Below are 14,988 nucleotides of genomic sequence, written 5' to 3' on the forward strand. Positions count from 1 at the left end.
GTTAGAAAGTGCGCTATTCTCGCCGATCAGAGGACGATGAACAATCGATCAGATTCGAAAACGTCCACCGACTCGTTAATCGGCCAGGAAAACTCGCGAATCACCACCGCCAGCGACTCACCCATCCTGGCCGAGGACGGCTCCCTATCACCCTCTACACCTAGACCGACATGACGGATCACCCCTCCCGGAACGGTGAGATGCACTACGCTTACAGGCAGGAGGGTTCAATGCCGCCCATCCAATCTGTCGGCCCAGCCTTCCGGGAGGTAGCACATGTACACCACCGATGGACTTCACCTGGACAATACCGATGCGCTGCGCCTGAACCACAGAGACGCATTGCTGCTGGTCGATCTCCAGCGTGACTTTCTGCCCGGCGGCGCGCTTGGTGTAGCCGACGGTGACCAGGTCATTCCGGTGGTGAGTGATCTGATCGCGCTTTTCAAAGCCCGCAAGCGGCCGATTTTGGCAACTCGGGACTGGCATCCACCCAAGCACTGTTCTTTTCAGCCCCAGGGCGGCCCCTGGCCTCCACACTGCATCCAGCAGACCCCCGGCTCAGGCTGGGCACCCGGACTGAATCTGCCGCCATCGACGCTGATCGTCTCCAAAGGCACGGCGATCTCACCGGACGCCTATTCCGGCTTCCAGGGCACCGACCTGGCTCAGCAGCTAAGCGAACTGAACTGCCAACGGCTGTTCGTTGCCGGACTTGCCACCGACTACTGTGTATTGCAGACCGTACTCGATGCCCGCAAGCTGGGCTTTGAGGTACAGGTCGTCGAAGACGCCATCCGCGCCGTCAACGTCAACCCGGGAGATGGTATACGGGCGCTCGACCAGATACTGGACAGCGGCGCAGAGTTGATCACCCTGCAGGATCTGATCGATGCCAACCCCTGACGCCCATCCACAGGCAGAGAATCTGCTGACGGAGAATCGACTGGAGGAGAGCCCGCTACTGACCGACCTCTACCAGCTCACCATGCTGCAGACATACCTCGACCAAGGGATGCACAACGAGGCGGTGTTCGAGTTTTTTGTGCGCAAGATACCGGAGAACCGCAACTTCCTGATCTTCGCCGGTCTTGAGCAGCTGCTGGCCTTTCTGGAACGCACCCGCTTCTCCCGGAGCGAGCTGGCGTACCTGTCTCAGACCGGCCTGTTCCGACAAAACCTGATCGACTACCTGGCCAGCTTTCGCTTCTCCGGCAGTGTCCACGCCTTGGCCGAGGGCACGCTCTGCTTCAGCAACGAGCCGGTGGTCAGGATCACCGCACCGCTGCCACAGGCCCAGTTGATCGAAACCCGCCTGATCAACCTGCTCCAGCTGCAGATCCTGATCGCCACCAAGGCGGCACGCTGCCGTATCCAGGCTCCGGATGCCAAACTGGTCGACTTCGGCCTGCGCCGTGCCCATGGTGCCGAGGCCGGCTTACTGGCCGCACGTGCCTGTTTTCTGGGCGGTTTTGATGGTACCGCCAATGTTTTGGCCGGGCAGCGCTACGGTATCCCAATCCTCGGCACGATGGCACACGCCTATATCCAGGCTCATGACAACGAGATGGATGCGTTCCGCCACTTTGCCGACAGCCAGCCGAACAACCTGATCCTGCTGATCGATACCTACGACACCGATCGTGGCGCACGACGCGCAGCGGAGCTGGCCGATGCCCTGCTGCCCAGGGGCATCGTGGTCAAGGGGGTACGCATCGATAGCGGTGAGCTGGGCGAGGAGGCGCTCAGGGTGCGCCGTATCCTGGACCAGGCAGGCCATCCCGAGATCACCATCTTCGCCAGTTCCAGCATCGATGAGCGGCTGCTACGGGACCTTGTCCGGCGGCACGCCCCGATCGACGGTTACGGCATAGGGACCAGCCTGACCACCTCATCCGACGCCCCTTTCCTCAACTGCGCATACAAGCTGCAGGAGTACGCCGGCATACCGAGACGCAAGCGCTCCAGCGGCAAAGCGACCTGGCCGGGACGTAAACAGCTATTCCGTCACTTGGATAACCACGGCAAGCTCGCCTACGACCGGCTCTGCTGCGACACCGAGACGGTACACGACGGCATCGCACTGCTTGAGCCGGTCATGCACAACGGCTGCTGCCTGGCGCCGGCCGAGCCGTTGGCCGATATACGCTGTCGCGTGCAGCAGCAGATCGCCCTGTTGCCCGACGCCCTGCTCAGCCTGGAACCGGGCCCGCCGCTGCCGTTACGCGTATCGGACCGGCTGCAGCGAATGGCTCAGGAGACCGATCGCCGTTTCAACCGGTAACCAGCCTCACCACGCATCCGGCATGCGACCTTATGCCCCATGCCAGCGTAATCGGCACGGGTTATACTGCGGCGCTGGCCCTATCCGTGAGACTTTCCGTGAGAGTAAGCGTGTCCAACACCAGCCCATCCAGGCCCGGCTACCATGCACACCTGCTGCAACTGACCTATATCCGCGTCGTCACCCTGTTCGGTATCGCGGTCGCCGTGCTGTTTGCCGTGTACATGCTGAATCTGCAGATCAATGTCTGGCTGATTGCCGGTACGCTGGGCATCGTCGCACTGGTCAATCTGTTCACCTATGCCCGACTGCACTCGCACTGGCCGGTCACCGAAACCGAGCTGTTCAGCCAGCTCACTGCCGATGCCGTGCTCTACGGTGCGCTGATCTACCAGACCGGCGGTGCCACCAACCCGTTCATCTTCCTGCTGCTGATACCGCTGCTGATCGCCGCGGCCACGTTATCCTGGCGGTTCACCTTTCTGACCGCTCTGCTGGTGGTGCTGCTGTACAGTTCGCTGATGCACTATTACCTGCCGGTAATGCCCCTCGCTAGCGGACATCGCCACAGCCTGGTCGCCCTGTTCGATCTCCACATCACCGGCATGTGGTTCAACTTCCTGTTCACTGTCCTGCTGATCAGCTGGTTCATCGTGCGTCTACAGCAGACCATGCGCCAGCAAGAGCGGCGCCTGGTGCAGGAGCGCGAGCGCCGGCTGCAGGATCAACAGCTGCTGTCGCTGGCAACGCTGGCAGCGGGCACCGCCCATGAGCTGGGTACCCCACTGTCGACCATGAGTGTGGTGCTGCACGATATGGCCCTGGATCACCCCGACGGCGAGCTGGCAGAGGATATCGCCCTACTACAACAACAGGTGACTGCCTGCTCCGAGCGCCTGCAGGCGATGGCGCAAAGCGCCCAACAGGCGGGCCGCAGTGAACTGACACCGGTCACCAAAATGCTGGACGAGCTGCTGGACCAGTGGCAGTTGATGCGCCCTGAGGCCGGTTACAGGGTGCAGCTACCCGACACACAGAGTCCCCCGCTGGTAAACAGCTCGACCCAGCTGGTGCAGGCGCTGACCAACCTGCTCAACAACGCCGCTGATGCCTGCCCGCAGGATATCGGGATCACGCTGAGCTGGGATACCGAGCAGATCTGGCTGCGTATCCATGACCGGGGTCCCGGCTTGCCCCTGGCCACTGCCGCGGACCTGGGCAAGCCCTTTGTCACCACCAAGGGTAAGGGGCTGGGTATCGGCCTGTTCCTGACCGCGACCACCCTGGCCCAGCAGGACGGCGAGGTTCGCCTGTATAACCACCCGCAAGGCGGCACGCTGACCGAGGTCCGGCTGCCCATTCCCGCCACTGAAGAGAACCCGCGATGAGCAGAGAGTTTCTGGTCGTCGATGACGACCCCACCTTCACCCGCGTACTGGCCCGCGCCCTGACCCGGCGCGGGTTTAACGTCAGCGTCGCGCGCAGTGTGCCCGAGGCACTGGAGCGTGCACAGGAGACCCCGCCGGAGCTGGCCAGTGTCGACCTGAAGATGGAGGGACCATCGGGACTGGAGTTGATCGAAGGACTCAGGGGGATCAATCCCGAGGTCAGGATCCTGATCCTGACCGGCTACGCCAGCATCGCTACCGCCGTGGATGCGATCAAGCTCGGCGCCGTGAACTACCTGCCGAAACCGGCCGACGCCGACCAGATCCTCGCGGCGCTGCAGCAGGTCGCAGCGGATGCCGAACGACCGATATCCGCCGACCCGATGTCGGTGGACCGGCTGGAGTGGGAGCATATCCAGAAGGTGCTCTCCGCCCACGACGGCAACATCTCCGCGACAGCACGCGCACTGGGCATGCATCGGCGCACCCTGCAGCGCAAGCTGCAGAAACGGCCGGTCAGGCGGTAGACGACTCCGGCATCACTGCTCATCGATATAACGGCGGGCATCGAAGGTGCGGATCCAGTCCGGATGAAACACCATCATGCCGGTCATGATGATGCCGTTGACCAGCCCCTCCGGGAACATGATCAGCGGCAGATAGCGCACATATTCGTGGTAGATCTTGCTCCAGGGGTAGGTATCGGACAGCCAGAGCAGAGCACCCATGGTCATGCCGCCGCTCATGGCGGCGATACCGCCACCGAGAAAGGCGCAGAGAAACAGGTAGATAAAGAAGTTCTTCGGAAACCGCCACTCCACCAACCGCCAGATGGCATAGCTGACCAGCGTCGGGATCACCACGAAACAGAGCGCGTTGGGCAGGAACTCCGTCCAGCTTTCACGCCCCATCAGGGTCAAACCGATCAGCGCGGCAGTGCCGGCGCAGATCGCCAGATCCCAGCCGAAGATCAGCGTCAACGTGGTCATGCCGACAAAGTGGATCGACAGCCCCGGGGAGATACCGGCGCGCAGCGTCCACATCAGCATCATCACCACGGCGGCGCCGAACAGCAGGTGCTGAATGCCGCGTTCGCGCACCAGCACAGCCCAGGGCAAACACCGCAGCGCCACGCCAAGGGCGACCAGATACAGCACCGCGCTAACCGTCAGCCAGCCGACACCGACCAGCCCTTCACTCGGATTCATCAGCCCCATCTCGCTCAGGTTAAACTCGCATCTGTAGTGTATCGGAACAGCTCATCCGCCGCTTAGCCCGGCGTGCTGATCCCGGTCAATCCAGCGTGCGATTGAACAGCAGCGCATCCTCGGTGCCATCCTCGGTGGAGTAGTACCCCCGGCGCCGACCGTTCTTCTGCCAACCGCAGCTACGGTACAGCTGCTGGGCCGCGCTATTGGAGTCCCTCACCTCGAGATAGAATGCGCTCACGCCGCGCTGCTCCAAAACCGCCTGCGCCTCCAACAACATCGCCCGCGCCAGCCCTTCGCCGCGGCGCTGTGAATGTACACCGATGCGGATCAGCTCCGCCTCGTCGAGAATATGGCTGAACAGCACGAATCCGAGCGGACGATCCGCCACCAGCAGCCAGCACAGATAGCGCTTGGTATTGCCGAGCATCTGCTGCCAGAGCTTGGCCGACCAGGAGTCATCGAAACAGCTGTCATCAAGCTTCAGCAACAGATCCAGATCGTCCGCTGTTGCGCGACGCAGTTCGGGTGTAGTCAAGTGAGGTCTCGATAGCGATTCAGCTGGGATGGGTCAATAACGGTTGCAGGTCACGCCAAAGCTCCGCTTTCAGCTCCGGTAGCTGCAATGCCTGACTGAGACTGACACTGGCAATGCAGTGCAGCTCCGGCCTCAGGGTAAAGCGTATGCCACGCAGAGCATCGAGGGTCTCTTCCCGTTCCAACACCCATTGCGCGGCGCTCTCGCCCAGCAACACCGCCCGTTTGACACTGCGCAGCGCCAGCGTCAGCTCCAGCTTGCGCCGAACCGCTTTCGCCAGCTCCTGCGGTCCCTGGTCGAGAGTCGCGCCAGCCAGGACCGGCCAGGAGAGCAAAGCCGCATCACTGGCCGGTTCGGTCACTCCCAGCGCACGGGCAATGCCGGAAAGCAATTTCTGGTGTTGGGCCGAGAAACCCAGACGCGCCGCCGGCGGCAGACTGTCCACAATGAGCAGGTCGCCGGCCAGCACAAACGCCAGCTTCACACGGGGGGCCTGAACCGGCGGACCACGACGCACCGGCGCACTGGGCTGCTCGACCACTTCGGCACGCGCCGCTGCAGTCGTAACCGGAGTTTGGGTTGGCTGACCGGAGTCGATCAAAGGCGCGATGGAGGCACGAGCCTGGGAGCGGGCGGTTTGTGCCGCCGCGCTGACGACCTCTGGCCCCAGCGTTGTGTCTTTGGCGGCGGGCGTATCAACAGAGGGCTGTTCAATCTCTGCGTCAGCAAAATCGGCGAACCCATCGCCCTCTTCCGCCAATGGATAGTGGAACCGCTCCACCCAGGGGTCGGACGGCGCGGCGCCCGGCAACCGGGCGCGGGGCAACCAACTGCTGATGCCGATCGCTTCCAGATACTGATGCCGAAGCTGTTCGCCGCTGAGATCCATTGTCCGGTCCGTTATACCATCGATTTTTTAAACTTGGGGGTGCGCTTTCTGGATATTGGCGTCCAGCATGTTCAATGCATGCAGGTAAGCCTTGGCCGAGGCGATGATGATATCAGTATCCGCACCCAAGCCGTTCACGATACGCCCCGCCTTCTCCAGCCGCACGGTGACCTCGCCCTGGGAGTCGGTGCCCTGGGTCACCGCGTTCACCGAATAGATCTGCAGGTTGGAACCGGATTGCGCGATCCGCTCAATCGCCTTGAAGGTCGCATCCACCGGCCCGCTGCCGTCGGACTCAGCACCATACTCGGTGCCATCGACCATCACCTTCAGGCTCGCCACCGGGGTTTCACCGGTCTGGGAGGTCACGGTCAGGCTGCTCAGGCGATAGCGCTCGCTCGCCGCCTCGGCACGGGCGTCACTGACCAGCGCCATCAGGTCTTCATCGAATATCTCGTGCTTCTTGTCCGCCAGCTCCTTGAAGCGGGTGAAGGCGGTGTTGAGCTCCGCATCGGTAGCAAAGCTGGTGCCCAGCTCCTCAAGACGGGCCCGGAACGCCGCACGACCGGAGTGTTTACCCAGCACCATGCGGTTGGTGTTCCAACCCACATCCTGCGCGGTCATGATCTCGTAGGTTTCGCGGTGCTTGAGTACGCCATCCTGGTGGATGCCCGATTCGTGAGCAAAGGCGTTGGCACCGACGATCGCCTTGTTCGGCTGCACCGGAAAACCGGTCACACTGGAAACCAGGCGCGAAGCCGGCACAATTTGAGTGGTATCGATATTGGTTTCCACCTCCATCACGTCACGGCGGGTCCGCAACGCCATGACAATCTCCTCCAGCGAGGCGTTGCCGGCACGCTCGCCCAGGCCGTTGATCGTACACTCCACCTGGCGCGCACCGGCGCTGACCGCCGCCAGCGAGTTGGCAACGGCAAGGCCCAGGTCGTTATGGCAGTGCACGGAAAACACTGCCTTGTCAGCGTTGGGGATACGCTGGATCAGTTCGCCGATCACCTGACCGAACTGCTGGGGCACGGCGTAACCGACGGTGTCGGGAATGTTGATGGTGCGAGCGCCGGCATCGATCACACGCTCGATGATGCGACACATGAAATCCATCTCGGAGCGACTGGCATCCTCGAGTGAGAACTCCACGTCATCGATCAGATTGCGCGCCCGCTTGACCGCACGTACCGCACTCTCGACCACCTGATCCGGCTCCATCTGCAGCTTGTATTTCATATGGATGGGCGAGGTGGCAATGAAGGTATGGATACGTCCGGAATTGGCTTCCCGCAGCGCTTCACCGGCACGATCGATGTCCGCATCCAATGCTCTTGAAAGCGAGCAGACGGTGCTGTCCTTGATGGTGCGCGCGATTGCCTGTACCGCCTCGAAATCACCGACGCTGGCGATGGCGAAGCCCGCCTCGATCACGTCCACCCGCATCCGCTCAAGCTGGCGGGCGATGCGTAGCTTTTCGTCACGGGTCATCGACGCGCCGGGGCTCTGCTCCCCATCGCGCAACGTGGTATCAAAAATAATGACTCGATCCTGGCTACTCATAAATGTTACTCCGCATGACGGGGCCGCTATTGGTGTTGAGTTAGGCGATCCGCGTATGGTTTATTCGACTAGGTGAAGTATACAGCGCTCTGGCGACAAATGGGCCGCTATAGTAGCGCCTGATGGCAGGGTTTAATACCGCAGCCCGAGCCGCAGCCCGAGGCGACAATCCCGGTACCACACCACTGGACTTCAGGCGGCACGCCTTGACCTAACCCCGTTCGCAGGCAAGAGTTATACACCCGCATACACTCAAGCCGAATACAAGCAGAGTAGAGGAAAGAGGGATGTCACCAACCGACTTCGATCGGCTGATCGATCGCCGCAATACCGCCAGTGAAAAATGGGAACGCTATCGCGATACGGAGATTCTGCCGATGTGGGTCGCCGATACCGACTTCATCGCCCCCCAGGCGATACTCAAGGCTCTGCATGCGCGGGTGGACCACGGCGTGTTCGGTTACACCAGCGCCCCGACCCACCTCAACGAACTGGTATGCGAACGCCTCGAGCGCCTCTACGGCTGGTCGGTAACCAGTGACGATCTGGTCTGGTTACCGGGGCTGGTCTGCGGCCTGCACCTGGCCTGCCGCAGCACCTGCGCAGCGGGCGAATCGGTGATGACCGCACAACCGATCTACCCGCCGTTCATGTCCGCGCCCCGGCTCTCCGAACGTCAGCTGATTACCCTGCCGATGGTGCGCGTGGATCAGCGATCGGTGATCGATTTCGACGCACTGGAGGCCGCAATCACACCGGCGACCCGTCTACTGCTGTTCTGCAATCCGCATAATCCCGGTGGCACCGTCTACCGCCACGATGAACTGGCAAGGCTGGCCGAGATCATCGTAAAACACGACCTCCACCTCTGCTCCGATGAGATCCACTGCGACCTGATTCTTGAACCGGGCTTGCGCCATACGCCGATCGCCTCCCTGAACAACGCAATAGCTGAGCGCACCATCACGCTGATGGCACCAAGCAAAACCTACAACATCGCCGGCCTGGGCTGCTCGTTCGCGGTGATTCAAAACCCTCAGCTGCGCCGAACGTTCCAGCGCACACGCAAGGGCATAGTGCCGGACGTCAACCTGCTGGGGTATACCGCGGCGGAAGCCGCCTATGGTGACGGCGACGAGTGGAACCGTGCTCAAATCGAGTACCTGCGCGGCAATCGTGACTACCTGATGCAGGAGATCAACGCGATTCCGGGACTTAAGCTGGAGCCGATCGAGGCTACCTATCTGGCCTGGATCGATGTCAGCGCCGCCAAACTGGAGAACCCGGCCTACTTCTTCGAGCAAGCCGGTGTCGGCATGTCACCGGGACGGGATTTCGGCGACGACCGGTTTATGCGGCTTAACTTTGGTTGCCCCCGAGCACTGCTGGAGGAGGCGGTGACAAGGATCAGGCGGGCACTGTTGAACCACCTGCCCGCCTGAGTCGCGATCAGGCGCGTTCGAACGCAAACGGGATTACCTGCTCGATGCGCTGAGCTCCCAGCGCCAGCATCACCAGCCGGTCGAAGCCCAGGGCGACACCGGCACAAACCGGCAGCCCGGCCTCGAGCGCCGCAACCAGCCGCATATCCAGCGGCCGTTGCGGCAACACCAGCTCGGCACGCTGCTGTTGATCCTGCTGCAGTCGCCGACGCTGCTCCTGCGCGTCGGTGAGTTCAAGATAGCCATTGGCCAGCTCGATACCGCGCACAAAGAGCTCGAATCGAGTGGCGACCGGCGTCCCGGCCTCATCCTTTACCACCTGCGCCAGCGCCGCCTGGGACGCGGGAAAACCGTACACGAAGACCGGCTCCAGCAGGCGCGGTTCGATCACATGGGACATCAGTAGATTGAGCCAGGTGTCGCGGGACTCGTCCTCGAACGGCGCATCGATATGCTGCCGACAAAGCAGCTGCAAGCCTTGCAAACTTTCCTTATGCGGGTCGATACCCAGCTCAGATTGGAACAGCTGGCGGTAGCTGATCCGCCGGGCATTGAACGCCGGCACCAGCTGACCGACCAGCGCTTCGACCTCGTCCATCAACTGCTCGGCTGAAAAACCGGGACGATACCACTCCAGCATGGTGAACTCCGGGTTATGCCGACTGCCGGACTCACCGTTGCGAAACACCTTACCTAGCTGATAGATAGCACCGCTACCGGCTGCCAGCAGTCTTTTCATGGCGTATTCCGGTGAGGTCTGCAGGTAAAGCTTCTGCGTCGGCTGGCCGGGCACCGTACCGTAGGACACCTCGATCGAGTCGATATGGGGATCGCTGACAGCGCAGTGCGACATGAGCTGGGTATCCACCTCCATCACATCGTGCCGGGCAAAGAAATCACGCACCTGCGCCAGCATTCGGGCCCGAGCTCGCAGGTTTTCCATCGTGGCGCCAGGACGCCAAGCAGAGTCGATTGTCATCGAAAACGGGTTCATCAGAGAAAATAGAACGATACACACAGAGCCTGTGGACCCCGGGTGATGTAGGGGAATCTCTCTTTCGGTAGCTCGGCGGCCCATCCACAATTGGACCCGTGGCTTTGCGCTCCCCAGTTAACCCAGAGGTTGCCTTTTCGGGAGAGATTCGTCGCTGGAAAGGGGACCGATTACCCCACCGGAGCGGGAAAACCCCGGCCGGACGGAACCCTGACAATTATCCTATCAACAATTGCCCGCGGATGTCATCAGACCTGCTCAAATATTTATGCACCCTTGCGCTATGCCGCCAGCAAACGAAAACGGCGGCCGAGGCCGCCGTTTCTCCACCCAAGCCTGCGATCAGGCGCGGCTGACGTATTCACCGGTGCGGGTATCGATGCGCAGTTTTTCGCCACGCTCGATGAACAGCGGTACCCGCACAATGGCACCGGTGCTCAGCGTGGCCGGTTTGGAGCCGCCCTGCGCAGTGTCACCCTTGAGACCCGGATCGGTTTCCACCACTTCCAGCTCAACGAAGTTCGGCGGCGTCACGGCGATGGGGTTGTTATTCCACAGGGTGATCATGCACTTGTCCTGCTCCTTGAGCCACTTCGATGAATCACCCACCGCATTCTGGTCGGCGGCGTACTGTTCGAAGGTGCTGGGCTCCATGAAGTGCCACATCTCGCCATCGTTATACAGATACTCCATGTCACGATCCATGACATCGGCACCTTCCACCGATTCGTTGGACTTGAAGGTCCGCTCCCAGATACGACCGGTAATCAGGTTGCGCAGGCGCACGCGAGTAAACGCCTGGCCCTTGCCCGGCTTGACGAAGTCGACATCGACCATGGAGCAGGGATCGCCGTCGATCATTACCTTGAGGCCGTTTTTGAACTGGTTGCTGGAGTATGTTGCCATTACGGAAGTCCACTTGATAACTGGGAATCGGGCCGGTAATCCCGGCGCTAAAAGTGGCGTAAAGTGTACTAGGGAAGCCACAATCAAGTCTATGCAGATGTCTTATAGACGGTAGCGCTTGATCAGCACCTCGGGCATTGGGCAGAATGCCTGCCTACATCCACTTCGTGCCCACACCCTTATTCCATGAATGCTTATTGGCCCGCCCCCGACGCCTGGCAGCAGGCGCTGCGCAACGCGATCACCGACCCGGTTGAACTGCTGCGGCAACTGCAGCTACCGCTTTCGCTGTCGAACGGCGACGCACAGAACAGTTTCGAGCTACGGGTACCGAGGGCGCTGGTTTCACGCATGAAGCCTGGCAACCCGAAAGACCCACTGCTGCTGCAGGTACTGCCCAGCGCGCGGGAGATGATCGCCACACCGGGATTCAGCAACGATCCCCTGGCGGAACTCAGCACCAACCCCAGTGCCGGCGTCGTGCACAAGTACCGTGACCGGGTGCTGCTGATCACCAGCGGCGGCTGCGCAATCAACTGCCGCTACTGCTTCCGTCGCCACTTCCCCTACCAGCAGAACCAACTGGGCCCTGAGCAGTGGCAGCGAGCACTGGCCTATATCGACGCGAACCGGGAGTTGAGCGAGGCGATCCTCTCCGGCGGTGACCCGCTGGTCACCCCCGATACCCGACTGGCCAGGATGATCACCGACCTGGCCGGCATCGACCACCTGAAACGTATCCGTATCCATACCCGGCTACCGGTGGTAATCCCGGAGCGCGTAACCCGATCGCTGGTCGAAGCACTGACCGCCACGCGACTGCAAGCGGTCGTAGTGCTGCACTGCAACCATCCACAGGAGGTAGACGACAGCGTCCGTACCGCGATCACCCGCCTGCGCGAAGCCGGCATTACGGTGCTTAACCAGGCGGTGCTGCTGCGCGATATCAACGACAGCGTCGTGACACTGCAACAACTCAGCGAAACCCTGTTCGAGGTCGGTGTCCTGCCCTACTACCTGTTCGTACTCGATCCGGTGGCCGGTGCCGCCCATTTCGACATCAGCGACAGCGAGGCACAAAAGCTGATTGGTGAGCTGCAGACCCGTCTGCCCGGCTATCTGGTTCCTCGTCTGGCACGCGAGATACCTGGCCGGCCATCCAAGACCCTGCTTCCCCCCGATCAAACAGACGTTTAATTTATTGCCTGAGGAACTCAGGAAAGCTATATAGATCAGATAAACGATGCGCCGCCCGACGCAACCGATTCGGCGCCAATACAACAACCCAACGTTTTTCCGGAGCCCGGAACATGAACTCTTTTTTCGGCAGCAAACGCCCCGCCTGTCGTCTGCTGATCCCCGTTGTGTGCGCCCTGATGCTCGCCGCATGCGCTCAAAAGCCGCAACCCCAGCCCGTCGCCAAGAAACCGGCTCCCAAACCAGCCCCACCGCCGCCGTCGCTGGTCATTCGCGACATGCACCCTGCCGCTCCGGAGAAACACGGGGTGGTCGCCGCGCATATCGACTTCGTTAACGGCACGCCGAACACGCTGGAATACGTGATGTTCAAGACCACCGCCTACACCGCGGACGGCAAGCTCGTGCGGGCCAAGAAAACCGGCCGGGCGAACGCCTGGCTCAGAGTAGCAGGCCCCTTCGCACCGGGTGAGTCCAGCGGTGACAAGCGCTGGGAAAAGGTATGGCAGAACAGTCAGCTATCCTGCTTCCGCATCGAAGGCGCCGAACTGATCGACGTCAACGGCGTGGTCGAGTACTTCGAAGCCGACCGCATCAAACTGCTGCCGGAGCTGGCATCCAAGGGGGCTTGCGAAGGCAACAGCTAACCAGCCGATCGAACCTTGGCCCCCTGCAGCCAGGCAGGGGGCCAAGCGTTACTCAGCTGCGCCGCGGCGGGATAGTCGGGAAGGCAGTGACGGTTCCCTTGGCGTCGCTGATCTTGGCGACCCCTTGCTGGCGCACCTCGTCGATGCGCACGATCGCATGCATCGGGATGAAGGATCGCTTCACATCACCGAACTGCTGCTTGAGTTTCTCCTCTCCAGGGTCGACCACCAGCTCCGATTGAGAGCCGAAAACAAACCCCTCTAGTTCGATAAAACCCCAGAGATCGCTCGGATAGACATGCCGCACGTAGAGTTCATACACCTTGTCCTGATTGACAAAGGCAACGCGGTAGATAGGTTCATCACTGGCCATGGGCAACAGCGTCTCCTGACTTACTGAGAAATTAACTGCGATGCACCCGATATGAGGGCGACGTCTACAATTACAAGAGGCGGCCGGCTGCTCATTTTCTGGTCTGCAGTCGGTCGCTCACGTATAATGCCCGGTCCCTAATTTTAAGTACCGTTTTACGTAGCGGTTTTACGTACCTTTGCAAACCCTCCCAATCGACAGGTGATTCATGGCGAAAAAGCTGTTTATCAAGACACACGGTTGTCAGATGAACGAATATGACTCAGCCCGCATGGCAGATCTGCTCGGCGAGAGCCACGCGCTCGAGCTGACCGAGAACCCGGACGACGCCGATGTGCTGCTGCTCAATACCTGTTCGATCCGCGAGAAGGCGCAGGAGAAGGTGTTTCACCAGTTGGGTCGCTGGCGCAAGCTGAAGGAGCAGCGTCCGGACCTGGTGATCGGTGTCGGCGGCTGCGTAGCCTCTCAGGAGGGCGCCGCCATCCTCGATCGCGCCCCCTACGTGGACATGATCTTCGGCCCACAGACTCTGCACCGCCTGCCCGACATGATCCAGCAGAGCCAGAGCGGCAGTGTTGGCATCGTTGACGTCAGCTTCCCGGAGATCGAGAAGTTCGACCACCTGCCAGCGCCCAAGGTCGAGGGCGCCGAGGCGTTCGTCTCGGTCATGGAGGGGTGCAGCAAGTACTGCACCTTCTGCGTGGTGCCCTATACCCGCGGCGAAGAGGTCAGCCGCCCGCTGGACGACGTGATCGCCGAGTGCGTGGAGCTGGCCGAGCAGGGTGTGCGCGAAGTCAACCTGCTGGGGCAGAACGTCAACGCCTACCGTGGCGCCACCAGTGACGGCGATATTGCCGACCTGGCCGAGCTGATCCGCATGGTCGCCGCCATCGACGGCATCGACCGCATCCGCTTTACCACCAGTCACCCGGTGGAGTTCAGCGATGCGCTGATCGACGTCTACGCCGAAGTACCAGAACTGGTCAGCCACCTGCACCTGCCGGTGCAGAGCGGCTCGGACCGCATCCTGATGGCGATGAAGCGCGGCCATACGGCGCTGGAGTACAAGTCCAAGCTGCGCCGAATCAAGAAGCTGCGCCCGGATATCAGTTTTTCGTCCGATTTCATCATCGGCTTCCCCGGCGAAACCGACAGCGATTTCGAAGCGACGATGAACCTGATCGCCGACATCGGATTCGATGCCTCGTTCAGCTTTATCTACAGCCGCCGTCCGGGGACACCCGCAGCGGACCTGCCGGATGACGTGTCCGAGGAGACCAAGAAGCAGCGGTTGCAGATCCTGCAGGACCGCATCACCCAGCAGGCGATGCAGATCAGTCGCCGCATGGTCGGCAGCGCTCAACGCATCCTGGTCAACGGCTACTCGAAAAAGGACCCGGGCCAGCTTTCCGGCCGTACCGAGAATAACCGCGTGGTCAATTTCCGCTGCGACAATCCCGATCTGATTGGCCACTTCGCCGATGTCAAAATCATCGAAGCCTATGCCAACTCACTGCTCGGCGAGCTGGTTAGCTCCGAGCTGGACTGATTTC

Annotated in this window: 16 protein-coding genes and 1 riboswitch; of the genes, 8 read left to right on the forward strand and 8 right to left on the reverse strand. The window is 61.2% G+C overall.

Translation table 11 applies throughout. The features are described 5' to 3' along the window. Nucleotides 1-26: 26 nt before the first annotated feature. Entirely contained in the window at nucleotides 27-206 is a 180-nt protein-coding gene (locus IEX40_RS19300) for a hypothetical protein (protein ID WP_188751300.1), read from the reverse strand. 70 nt (nucleotides 207-276) lie between these two features. Here IEX40_RS19300 and IEX40_RS19305 point away from each other — a divergent pair, with 70 nt between their 5' ends. The 4 genes from IEX40_RS19305 (at nucleotide 277) to IEX40_RS19320 (ending at nucleotide 4,199) form a co-directional block, all read left to right on the forward strand. Next, nucleotides 277-906 (forward strand): isochorismatase family protein, encoded by a 630-nt coding sequence (locus IEX40_RS19305; RefSeq protein WP_188751301.1) that lies wholly within the window; start codon nucleotides 277-279, stop codon nucleotides 904-906. Then, nucleotides 893-2,284, forward strand: a complete 1,392-nt coding sequence (locus tag IEX40_RS19310) for a nicotinate phosphoribosyltransferase (protein WP_188751303.1) — start codon at nucleotides 893-895, stop codon at nucleotides 2,282-2,284. The genes IEX40_RS19305 and IEX40_RS19310 overlap by 14 nt, the downstream gene beginning before the upstream one ends. A 110-nt stretch (nucleotides 2,285-2,394) precedes the next feature. Continuing rightward, the gene (locus IEX40_RS19315; RefSeq protein WP_229680849.1) at nucleotides 2,395-3,672 is read left to right on the forward strand and encodes an ATP-binding protein; all 1,278 of its coding nucleotides are present in this window, start codon (nucleotides 2,395-2,397) and stop codon (nucleotides 3,670-3,672) included. Continuing rightward, a complete protein-coding gene (locus tag IEX40_RS19320) occupies nucleotides 3,669-4,199 on the forward strand; it encodes a response regulator transcription factor (protein WP_188751307.1) in 531 nt (176 codons plus the stop codon). The genes IEX40_RS19315 and IEX40_RS19320 overlap by 4 nt, the downstream gene beginning before the upstream one ends. A gap of 12 nt (nucleotides 4,200-4,211) precedes the next feature. Here IEX40_RS19320 and IEX40_RS19325 read toward each other — a convergent pair whose 3' ends face one another. From IEX40_RS19325 to IEX40_RS19340, 4 genes are all read right to left on the reverse strand, one after another. Next, nucleotides 4,212-4,880: an energy-coupling factor ABC transporter permease gene (locus tag IEX40_RS19325; protein ID WP_188751309.1), complete on the reverse strand. Its 669-nt coding sequence runs from the start codon at nucleotides 4,878-4,880 to the stop codon at nucleotides 4,212-4,214. A gap of 85 nt (nucleotides 4,881-4,965) precedes the next feature. After that, a complete protein-coding gene (gene rimI / locus IEX40_RS19330) occupies nucleotides 4,966-5,418 on the reverse strand; it encodes a ribosomal protein S18-alanine N-acetyltransferase (protein WP_188751311.1) in 453 nt (150 codons plus the stop codon). Between the two features lie 19 nt (nucleotides 5,419-5,437). Beyond that, nucleotides 5,438-6,307 (reverse strand): uracil-DNA glycosylase family protein, encoded by an 870-nt coding sequence (locus IEX40_RS19335; protein WP_188751313.1) that lies wholly within the window; start codon nucleotides 6,305-6,307, stop codon nucleotides 5,438-5,440. A gap of 27 nt (nucleotides 6,308-6,334) precedes the next feature. Next, on the reverse strand, nucleotides 6,335-7,876 hold the full coding sequence (locus tag IEX40_RS19340; RefSeq protein WP_188751315.1) for a 2-isopropylmalate synthase: 1,542 nt from the start codon (nucleotides 7,874-7,876) through the stop codon (nucleotides 6,335-6,337). 287 nt (nucleotides 7,877-8,163) lie between these two features. On the opposite strand from IEX40_RS19340, the gene IEX40_RS19345 reads away from it, so the two are divergent. Further along, a complete protein-coding gene (locus tag IEX40_RS19345; RefSeq protein WP_188751317.1) occupies nucleotides 8,164-9,318 on the forward strand; it encodes a MalY/PatB family protein in 1,155 nt (384 codons plus the stop codon). Nucleotides 9,319-9,325: 7 nt separating this feature from the next. On the opposite strand, the gene epmA is transcribed toward IEX40_RS19345, so the two are convergent. Together epmA and efp are read right to left on the reverse strand one after the other, a co-directional pair. Beyond that, complete coding sequence (gene epmA / locus IEX40_RS19350) at nucleotides 9,326-10,312, reverse strand: EF-P lysine aminoacylase EpmA (protein WP_308421615.1); 987 nt, start codon at nucleotides 10,310-10,312, stop codon at nucleotides 9,326-9,328. Nucleotides 10,313-10,375: 63 nt separating this feature from the next. After that, a riboswitch (cyclic di-GMP riboswitch) is annotated at nucleotides 10,376-10,456 on the reverse strand. Nucleotides 10,457-10,654: 198 nt separating this feature from the next. Next, nucleotides 10,655-11,218 (reverse strand): elongation factor P, encoded by a 564-nt coding sequence (gene efp, locus IEX40_RS19355; RefSeq protein WP_188751321.1) that lies wholly within the window; start codon nucleotides 11,216-11,218, stop codon nucleotides 10,655-10,657. A gap of 186 nt (nucleotides 11,219-11,404) precedes the next feature. Between efp and epmB the strand changes: the two genes are divergently transcribed. Then, on the forward strand, nucleotides 11,405-12,415 hold the full coding sequence (epmB, locus tag IEX40_RS19360; RefSeq protein ID WP_188751322.1) for an EF-P beta-lysylation protein EpmB: 1,011 nt from the start codon (nucleotides 11,405-11,407) through the stop codon (nucleotides 12,413-12,415). Between the two features lie 113 nt (nucleotides 12,416-12,528). Beyond that, nucleotides 12,529-13,062 carry a hypothetical protein gene (locus tag IEX40_RS19365; RefSeq protein ID WP_188751324.1) on the forward strand — a complete coding sequence of 178 codons (534 nt, stop codon included), beginning with the start codon at nucleotides 12,529-12,531 and terminating at the stop codon, nucleotides 13,060-13,062. 52 nt (nucleotides 13,063-13,114) lie between these two features. Here IEX40_RS19365 and IEX40_RS19370 read toward each other — a convergent pair whose 3' ends face one another. Next, nucleotides 13,115-13,435, reverse strand: coding sequence for a DUF1820 family protein (locus IEX40_RS19370; RefSeq protein WP_188751326.1), 321 nt, complete (start codon nucleotides 13,433-13,435; stop codon nucleotides 13,115-13,117). 208 nt (nucleotides 13,436-13,643) lie between these two features. On the opposite strand from IEX40_RS19370, the gene miaB reads away from it, so the two are divergent. Next, on the forward strand, nucleotides 13,644-14,984 hold the full coding sequence (gene miaB, locus IEX40_RS19375) for a tRNA (N6-isopentenyl adenosine(37)-C2)-methylthiotransferase MiaB (RefSeq protein ID WP_188751328.1): 1,341 nt from the start codon (nucleotides 13,644-13,646) through the stop codon (nucleotides 14,982-14,984). Nucleotides 14,985-14,988 lie beyond the last annotated feature (4 nt).

This window comes from Marinobacterium zhoushanense (genome assembly GCF_014641945.1).
Classification (GTDB): Bacteria; Pseudomonadota; Gammaproteobacteria; order Pseudomonadales; family Balneatricaceae; genus Marinobacterium_D; species Marinobacterium_D zhoushanense.

Excerpts from the sequence above, each read along its gene's own strand:
- IEX40_RS19320 (WP_188751307.1), top strand. The coding sequence starts at position 3,669 with ATGAGCAGAGAGTTTCTGGTCGTCGATGACGACCCCACCTTCACCCGC.
- IEX40_RS19335 (WP_188751313.1), bottom strand. The coding sequence starts at position 6,307 with ATGGATCTCAGCGGCGAACAGCTTCGGCATCAGTATCTGGAAGCGATC.
- IEX40_RS19310 (WP_188751303.1), top strand. The coding sequence starts at position 893 with ATGCCAACCCCTGACGCCCATCCACAGGCAGAGAATCTGCTGACGGAG.
- IEX40_RS19365 (WP_188751324.1), top strand. The coding sequence starts at position 12,529 with ATGAACTCTTTTTTCGGCAGCAAACGCCCCGCCTGTCGTCTGCTGATC.
- IEX40_RS19325 (WP_188751309.1), bottom strand. The coding sequence starts at position 4,880 with ATGAATCCGAGTGAAGGGCTGGTCGGTGTCGGCTGGCTGACGGTTAGC.
- IEX40_RS19370 (WP_188751326.1), bottom strand. The coding sequence starts at position 13,435 with ATGGCCAGTGATGAACCTATCTACCGCGTTGCCTTTGTCAATCAGGAC.
- IEX40_RS19305 (WP_188751301.1), top strand. The coding sequence starts at position 277 with ATGTACACCACCGATGGACTTCACCTGGACAATACCGATGCGCTGCGC.
- epmA (WP_308421615.1), bottom strand. The coding sequence starts at position 10,312 with ATGAACCCGTTTTCGATGACAATCGACTCTGCTTGGCGTCCTGGCGCC.
- IEX40_RS19340 (WP_188751315.1), bottom strand. The coding sequence starts at position 7,876 with ATGAGTAGCCAGGATCGAGTCATTATTTTTGATACCACGTTGCGCGAT.
- epmB (WP_188751322.1), top strand. The coding sequence starts at position 11,405 with ATGAATGCTTATTGGCCCGCCCCCGACGCCTGGCAGCAGGCGCTGCGC.
- IEX40_RS19345 (WP_188751317.1), top strand. The coding sequence starts at position 8,164 with ATGTCACCAACCGACTTCGATCGGCTGATCGATCGCCGCAATACCGCC.
- efp (WP_188751321.1), bottom strand. The coding sequence starts at position 11,218 with ATGGCAACATACTCCAGCAACCAGTTCAAAAACGGCCTCAAGGTAATG.
- miaB (WP_188751328.1), top strand. The coding sequence starts at position 13,644 with ATGGCGAAAAAGCTGTTTATCAAGACACACGGTTGTCAGATGAACGAA.